Here is a 280-nt window from a genome sequence, read left to right on the forward strand (position 1 = left end):
CTACCATCGGCGCTACGGCGTTTCACTTCTGAGTTCGGCATGGGGTCAGGTGGGACCACCGCGCTATCGCCGCCAGGTAAATTCTTTTTTAAGCCGAACATTAACCCAAATAACTGGTGCTGATACCCAGAGTCGAACTGGGGACCTCACCCTTACCAAGGGTGCGCTCTACCAACTGAGCCATATCAGCGCACCTGTATAAATTGATGCCTGGCAGTTCCCTACTCTCACATGGGGAAGCCCCACACTACCATCGGCGCTACGGCGTTTCACTTCTGAG

Annotated in this window: 1 tRNA gene and 1 rRNA gene; both read right to left on the bottom strand. The window is 54.3% G+C overall.

Annotated features, from left to right (window positions below):
* Positions 1-77: ribosomal RNA gene (gene rrf, locus NXT09_RS22405) — 5S ribosomal RNA — on the bottom strand; the annotation flags it as partial.
* A 37-nt stretch (positions 78-114) separates the two neighbouring features.
* A tRNA-Thr gene (locus NXT09_RS22410) sits at positions 115-190 on the bottom strand.
* Positions 191-280: the final 90 nt, after the last annotated feature.

It is taken from the genome of Pectobacterium jejuense, assembly GCF_026800125.1.
Lineage (GTDB): Bacteria > Pseudomonadota > Gammaproteobacteria > Enterobacterales > Enterobacteriaceae > Pectobacterium > Pectobacterium jejuense.